Raw genomic sequence first — 6,391 nt, forward strand, 5'->3', positions numbered from 1 at the left:
TGCCGGTGCCGGTGCCGGCAGGCGGCCCCGCGCTCCCCCCGGAGCCTCCCGCCCCCGAACCGGACCTCCCGGTGCGACACCTGCGCCGCTCAGTACTGGCGGAGGCGGCCGTGGGCGTGCTGGTCCTGGTCCTGACGACCCTCCTGACCAGCACCCTTCCGGGCCGGGCGGCCGAGGAGGCGGCCACCGCGGACACGGGCATCCCGGCGGCCTCGGTCACGACGGTCCCGTTCACGGTGGGCGAGAACGGCCGCGGCAAGGTCCAGATCACCTTCGACCCCGGCCGAGTGGGCCCGAACTCCGTCCAGGCAGTGGTCTACGGAGCGAACGGCGCCCTGGCCGCCGTCCCCGAACTCCGCATCACCATGACCCTGCCGGCCCAGCGCCTGGGGCCCCTCGACACGGGTGTCACCGACCGAGGCGGCTACTGGGCCACGAACTCCTTCAACCTCCCGATCCCCGGCACCTGGACCATGAAGGTGACGGTCCGCGTCTCCGACTTGGACCAGGTGACGGTCTCCCGCGAGGTACGGGTGACACGCTGAGGGGCGATGCACACGGAGCGAGTGACGATCGAGGGCGTGCCCTTCCTGACCACGCTGCACCTGGCAGGGCCCGTCGGCCTGCTGGCCCTGCACGGCGCGGTGGAAGGCGGCACGGCGGAACTGGCGAGGGAGGTGGCGACCCGTACCGGAGCCACCCTGCTGACCTTCACCCAGCCGACGGGCCCCCCGCAGCACATCCCCTCCATCCGCATGTCCCCCTGCACCCCCCTGACCACCTTCCTCACGCACGCGACCCTGACCGTCTCCCTCCACGGCCACAATCGCCGCTCCGCGCCACGGACGATCTACGTAGGCGGCTCCAACCGCCCGGCGGCCAGGGTCCTGGCCACCGCCCTGGCCGGCTCGCCGTTCACCCCGGTCACCACCCTGTCCGGCATCCCCCACCCCCTACGGGGCCTCCACCCGGACAACCCGGTGAACCGGACCCGTGACGGCGGCGTCCAACTGGAACTCCCGGTCCTGGCCCGCACGACCCACCCGGTGCCGACCGACCCGGAGGTCCCGCCGGGAGAGGTGGTGGAGGGGCTCGTGACGGGGGTAAGGACGCTGATGGAAAGAGACGGAGCTCGCTGGTGACCCCTCTCGGCCACGAGCCGCGCCCCGGAGAACCAGGCCACGGACGTCACGGGGCCAGGGGCGCAAACCCAGGAGTGGATGAGCGCCCACATGGGCCTACAGCTCCCCGCTGCGGCCAGTGTGAAGCCCGAAGAGGGACGGCAGCCCGCACTCGGGTACCGGTTACTTCCCCGGCTCGGGGCCGTACCACTGGAGTGCTTGGCCGGTGACGGCGGCGATGCAGTCGAAGTCACGGTCGCGGTGCAGCAGGGTCAGCCCCTGAAGTTCCGCCGTGGCAGCCACCACGAGGTCCACGGCCCCCGCGCTGCGATGCCGGCCTTGTGCGGTCAGGGCGTCCTGTACCTGCCAGGCACGGGTGTAGGCACGATCGTCGACCGGAACCCAGCCGAAGATCATGCGCATGTCCTCGATGCCTCGCGCCCGGTCTTCGATGGAACGGGCGCTGTAGAAGAACTCGAGTTCGGTGACGGGGCAGGTGGCGATCAGCCCGGCAGCGGCGGCCTGGTCCCATCCGTACTGTTCCGCGTCACCGCGCATGAACCGGGCGAGCGCGCTCGTGTCGATCAGGAACTGGGCCGCGTTCACCGGCGGTAGTTCCCCTTGTCCTCGAAGAGGTCCAGATCGAAGGCACCCTCACCAGCCGCAGTACGCAGCCGCGTGATCGCCAGCGCGCGCCGGCGGTTCTCCAGCACCTCTCGAAGGGCGGTGTTCACCGTCTCCTTCTTGGTGCCGGTGCCGAGCGCCTTGGCCACATCGGCCAAGAGGTCGTCATCGAGATCGATCACGGTACGGCTCATGTGTGCATCTCCTTGGATATCAAAGATGCCGCTGAGTATATCTCCGTCGCGGGTGTCCGTTGCTGAGCGAGACGGAAACCGAGACGGACGGGCGCGGGCTGCCCAGGCCGCTCAGGATCGCCGGCCGCAGGCGCATCCGGCCGCTGCCGGGCTCTCCTCGGTGGCCTGGTCGGTGCAGCACCCGTCGCCGGTGGCGTGGGGGTCGGCGCTCTTGCCGAGGGTGCCGGCGTCGCCCTTCACGACGTAGACCTCCCAGGGCTCCTTGCCGGGGCCGTGGACCCAGACCTTGTCCTGGAGGGCGTAGCAGCAGGAGGTGTCGTTCTCCTCGAACGTGGCCAGGCCGGCGTCCTTGAGGCGGGTGGTGGCGGCGTTGACCTGGTCGGTGGACTCGACCTCGACGCCCAGGTGGTCCAGGCGGGTCTCCTCGCCGGGCTCGCCCTCGATCAGCACGAGCTTGAACGGGGGTTCGGTGAGGGCGAAGTTGGCGTGGCCCTCGCGCCGCTTGGCCGGTTCGGTGCCGAACAGCTTCGAGTGGAAGGTGATCGACGCTTCCAGGTCACTGACACGCAGGGCGAGCTGAGCGCGGGGCATGGCACGACTCCATCCGGTTGCATTGATGTCCGTCAATGCAAGATTGCGCGTCGGATCGAAGGACGTCAATATAGAGGCATGTCGAATCAAGAGCTGGTGGTGCTCGGTCAGAGCGATGACGCCGCAGCGTGCTGCCCCGGACTGCTCACAGCTCCCCTGGACGAGGACCAGGCCGTGGAGCTGGCGAAGGTGTTCAAGGCGCTGGGCGATCCCGTGCGGCTGCGCCTGCTGTCGATGATCGCCTCTCGGGCGGGCGGTGAGGTGTGTGTCTGTGACCTGACCCCGGCGTTCGAGTTGTCCCAGCCGACGATCTCGCACCACCTGAAGCTGCTGCGGCAGGCAGGCCTGATCGACTGCGAGCGGCGCGGCACCTGGGTCTACTACTGGCTCGTTCCGGAGATGACCGACCGTCTGGCCGGCATCCTCACGCGTCCTGAGGGTGAACCGCTGTCCGGGCGCACCGCCCCGGCGGGAGCTGCCTCGTGAGCACTGCCGCACCCGAAGGCAACGTGGCCGGACGCCTGTCCTTCGTCGACCGCTACCTGGCTGTCTGGATTCTCGCGGCCATGGCCGTAGGGCTCGGACTGGGCCGCCTGGTCCCCGGCCTGGGTGACGCACTGGCCAAGGTGACCGTGACGGGGGTGTCCCTGCCGATCGCCCTGGGCCTGCTGGTGATGATGTACCCGGTGCTGGCCAAGGTCCGTTACGACCGCCTCGACACCGTCACCCGAGACCGCCGGCTGCTGCTGCCGTCCCTTCTGCTGAACTGGGTGGTCGGCCCGGTGCTCATGTTCGCCCTGGCCTGGCTGTTCCTGCCGGACCTGCCCGCCTACCGTACCGGCCTGATCATCGTGGGCCTGGCCCGCTGCATCGCCATGGTCATCATCTGGAACGACCTCGCGTGCGGCCACCGGGAAGCCGCCGCCGTCCTGGTCGCCCTGAACTCCGTCTTCCAGGTGATCGCGTTCTCGGCGCTGGGCTGGTTCTACCTCTCGGTCCTGCCCGGCTGGCTAGGCCTGGAGCAGACCGGGCTGGACGTGTCGGTGTGGGAGATCGCCCGCAGCGTGCTCATCTTCCTCGGCATCCCGCTCGCGGCCGGCTACCTCACCCGCCGAATCGGCGAGAAGACCAAGGGCCGCGCCTGGTACGAGACCAAGCTCGTCCCGCGCATCGGCCCCTTCGCCCTGTACGGGCTGCTGTTCACGATCGTCATCCTCTTCGCCCTGCAAGGTGACGCGATCACCTCCCAGCCGCTGGACGTCGCCCGCATCGCCCTGCCGCTGCTGGTCTACTTCGCCGTCATGTGGGCCGGGTCCATGGCCCTGGGCCGCTTGGTCGGCCTCGACTACTCACGGACCACGACGCTGGCGTTCACCGCTGCGGGCAACAACTTCGAGCTGGCCATCGCCGTCGCCATCGCCACCTTCGGCGCCACCTCCGGCCAGGCCCTCGCGGGTGTCGTCGGCCCCCTCATCGAGGTGCCCGCTCTGATCGGCCTCGTGTACGTCGCCCTGTACGCGCGCCGCTACTTCACCACCCCAGCCGCTGTACCCGCGCCCCAAGAGGACCCCGCCCATGTCTGACACCGCCACGCCGTCCGTGCTCTTCGTCTGCGTCCACAACGCGGGACGCTCACAGATGGCCGCTGCCTTCCTCACTCACCTCGCGGGCGACCGCGTCCAGGTGCGCTCCGCGGGCTCCGCACCCGCCGACACCGTCAACCCGGCCGTCGTCGAGGCCATGGCGGAGGCGGGCATCGACATCACTGCCGAGGTGCCCAAGGTGCTCACGGTGGAGGCGGTCCGGGCATCCGACGTCGTCATCACGATGGGCTGCGGCGACACCTGCCCCGTCTTCCCTGGCAAGCGCTACCTCGACTGGGAGCTCCCCGACCCGGCCGGGCAGGGCGTGAACGCCGTTCGTCCGATCCGCGACGAGATCGAGAAGCGCATCCGCGGCCTGGTCGACGAGATCGCTCCGGTCAGCTGACCCGTTGGCACGGCTGGAGGAGGCCGACTGAGACGGACAACGACGAAGGGCCCCGCTGCAAGCAGCGGGGCCCTTCGACATCGTGCCCGGTGAGGCACTGGCGGAGGATACGAGATTCGAACTCGTGAGGGGTTGCCCCCAACACGCTTTCCAAGCGTGCGCCCTAGGCCTCTAGGCGAATCCTCCGAGGGAGACATTACATGACCGGAAGGAGTGGTCGCGAACTCGTCCCCCCGCCCCCGGATCAGGTACTCTTTGCGCAGCCCCTCACGCGGCGCTATCTGACTGAACTCCCCCAGGGCCGGAAGGCAGCAAGGGTAGGTTGGCTCTGGCGGGTGCGTGGGGGGCCCTTGTGTTTCCGGGGGCAGAGGGATCACGGCCGGCTCGGGTGACCCGGGGGGGTGTACGGGCGCCCAGGAGATGCCCAAGCCGCTGACCTGCGCCGGAGCCCGCGTCGAGTCCGGATGTCGGTGGGCGCCTATAACCTCGTATGCGTGTCGTCTCTCGCCTTGTACCGCCGCTACCGCCCGGAGACCTTTGCCGAGGTCATCGGGCAGGAGCACGTAACCGACCCGCTGCAGCAGGCGCTGCGGAACAACCGGGTCAATCACGCGTACCTGTTCAGCGGGCCGCGCGGCTGCGGCAAGACGACCAGTGCCCGCATCCTGGCCCGTTGTCTCAACTGTGAGCAGGGTCCCACCCCCACCCCCTGTGGAGAGTGCCAGTCCTGCCGCGACCTCGCGCGCAACGGGCCCGGTTCGATCGACGTCATCGAGATCGACGCAGCCTCCCACGGTGGCGTGGACGACGCCCGTGAGCTGCGCGAGAAGGCGTTCTTCGGGCCCGCCGGCAGCCGGTACAAGATCTACATCATCGACGAGGCCCACATGGTCACGTCGGCGGGCTTCAACGCGCTGCTGAAGGTCGTCGAGGAACCGCCGGAGCACCTCAAGTTCATCTTCGCCACCACCGAGCCCGAGAAGGTCATCGGGACCATCCGGTCGCGCACGCACCACTACCCCTTCCGGCTCGTCCCGCCCGGCACCCTGCGCGAGTACCTCGGCGAGGTGTGCCAGAAGGAGGACATCCCGGTCGCGGAGGGTGTGCTTCCGCTGGTCGTGCGCGCGGGCCAGGGGTCCGTACGGGACTCCATGTCCGTCATGGACCAGCTCCTCGCCGGTGCCGGCGCGGACGGTGTGACGTACCCCATGGCCACCTCCCTCCTCGGCTACACCGACGGGTCCCTCCTCGACTCCGTCGTCGAGGCCTTCGCCACGGGGGACGGGGCCGCGGCCTTCGAGGTCGTCGACCATGTCATCGAGGGCGGCAACGACCCCCGTCGCTTCGTCGCCGACCTGCTGGAGCGGCTGCGCGACCTGGTGATCCTCGCCGCCGTGCCCGACGCCGCCGAGAAGGGGCTCATCGACGCCCCTGCCGACGTGCTGGAGCGCATGCAGGCCCAGGCCGAGATCTTCGGGGCCGCCGAGCTGAGCCGCGCCGCCGACCTCGTCAACGAGGGCCTCACCGAGATGCGCGGCGCCAACTCGCCCCGTCTCCAGCTCGAACTCATCTGCGCGCGCGTGATGCTTCCCGCCGCGTACGGGGACGAGCGGTCCGTCATGGCCCGGCTCGACCGCATCGAGCGGGGCGTGAACTTCTCGGCGGGTACGGGTGCGCCGGCCATGCAGTACGTGCCCGGGCCCGAGGCGCACCCCGGCGCGGTGGCCCCGGTCGCGAGTCCCGTACCGCCCGGCGGGGGACCGGCTGCCGCTCGTGCGGCGGTACGGAATCCTGTTGGACCCGGCGGGAGTACGGCGCCTGCTCCTGCCCCTACCCCTGCGGCGCAGGCCCCCGCGCCGACCCCGCAGCCCG

At 70.0% G+C, this 6,391-nt stretch carries 8 protein-coding genes, 1 tRNA gene, 1 other RNA gene and 1 pseudogene; 7 read left to right on the forward strand and 4 right to left on the reverse strand.

From position 1 onward, the window contains the following. Positions 1–545 (forward strand): annotated as a pseudogene (locus tag CCN33_RS15430) (transporter); the annotation flags it as partial. A 6-nt stretch (positions 546–551) separates the two neighbouring features. After that, a complete protein-coding gene (locus CCN33_RS15435; protein ID WP_086694195.1) occupies positions 552–1,142 on the forward strand; it encodes a poly-gamma-glutamate hydrolase family protein in 591 nt (196 codons plus the stop codon). A 162-nt stretch (positions 1,143–1,304) separates the two neighbouring features. Here the strand turns inward: CCN33_RS15435 and CCN33_RS15440 are convergent, their stop codons facing one another. The 3 genes from CCN33_RS15440 to CCN33_RS15450 all read right to left on the reverse strand — a co-directional run bounded on the left by CCN33_RS15440 (position 1,305) and on the right by CCN33_RS15450 (position 2,530). Beyond that, positions 1,305–1,727, reverse strand: coding sequence for a PIN domain nuclease (locus CCN33_RS15440; RefSeq protein ID WP_086694196.1), 423 nt, complete (start codon positions 1,725–1,727; stop codon positions 1,305–1,307). Continuing rightward, positions 1,724–1,939, reverse strand: a complete 216-nt coding sequence (locus tag CCN33_RS15445) for a type II toxin-antitoxin system VapB family antitoxin (RefSeq protein ID WP_086694197.1) — start codon at positions 1,937–1,939, stop codon at positions 1,724–1,726. Before CCN33_RS15445 ends, CCN33_RS15440 begins: the two co-directional genes overlap by 4 nt. 111 nt (positions 1,940–2,050) lie before the next feature. Continuing rightward, the gene (locus CCN33_RS15450; RefSeq protein WP_086694198.1) at positions 2,051–2,530 is read right to left on the reverse strand and encodes an ArsI/CadI family heavy metal resistance metalloenzyme; all 480 of its coding nucleotides are present in this window, start codon (positions 2,528–2,530) and stop codon (positions 2,051–2,053) included. A 78-nt stretch (positions 2,531–2,608) separates the two neighbouring features. Between CCN33_RS15450 and CCN33_RS15455 the strand changes: the two genes are divergently transcribed. From CCN33_RS15455 to CCN33_RS15465, 3 genes are read left to right on the forward strand one after another with little or no spacing between them, the layout of a single operon-like run. After that, entirely contained in the window at positions 2,609–3,016 is a 408-nt protein-coding gene (locus CCN33_RS15455) for an ArsR/SmtB family transcription factor (protein WP_086694199.1), read from the forward strand. Beyond that, on the forward strand, positions 3,013–4,113 hold the full coding sequence (arsB, locus tag CCN33_RS15460; RefSeq protein ID WP_167387867.1) for an ACR3 family arsenite efflux transporter: 1,101 nt from the start codon (positions 3,013–3,015) through the stop codon (positions 4,111–4,113). Before CCN33_RS15455 ends, arsB begins: the two co-directional genes overlap by 4 nt. Beyond that, positions 4,106–4,519, forward strand: coding sequence for an arsenate reductase ArsC (locus tag CCN33_RS15465; protein WP_086694200.1), 414 nt, complete (start codon positions 4,106–4,108; stop codon positions 4,517–4,519). Before arsB ends, CCN33_RS15465 begins: the two co-directional genes overlap by 8 nt. Positions 4,520–4,617: 98 nt before the next feature. On the opposite strand, the gene CCN33_RS15470 is transcribed toward CCN33_RS15465, so the two are convergent. Beyond that, positions 4,618–4,705: transfer RNA gene (locus CCN33_RS15470), tRNA-Ser, on the reverse strand. Positions 4,706–4,778: 73 nt separating this feature from the next. Between CCN33_RS15470 and ffs the strand changes: the two genes are divergently transcribed. Next, an RNA gene (gene ffs / locus CCN33_RS15475) (signal recognition particle sRNA small type) lies at positions 4,779–4,873 on the forward strand. 140 nt (positions 4,874–5,013) lie between these two features. Further along, the coding region (locus CCN33_RS15480; RefSeq protein ID WP_140394557.1) for a DNA polymerase III subunit gamma and tau at positions 5,014–6,391 on the forward strand (1,378 nt) is incomplete at its 3' end.

Origin of the sequence: Streptomyces recifensis (assembly GCF_002154615.1) — a bacterium.
GTDB classification, from domain to species: Bacteria; Actinomycetota; Actinomycetes; order Streptomycetales; family Streptomycetaceae; genus Streptomyces; species Streptomyces griseoluteus.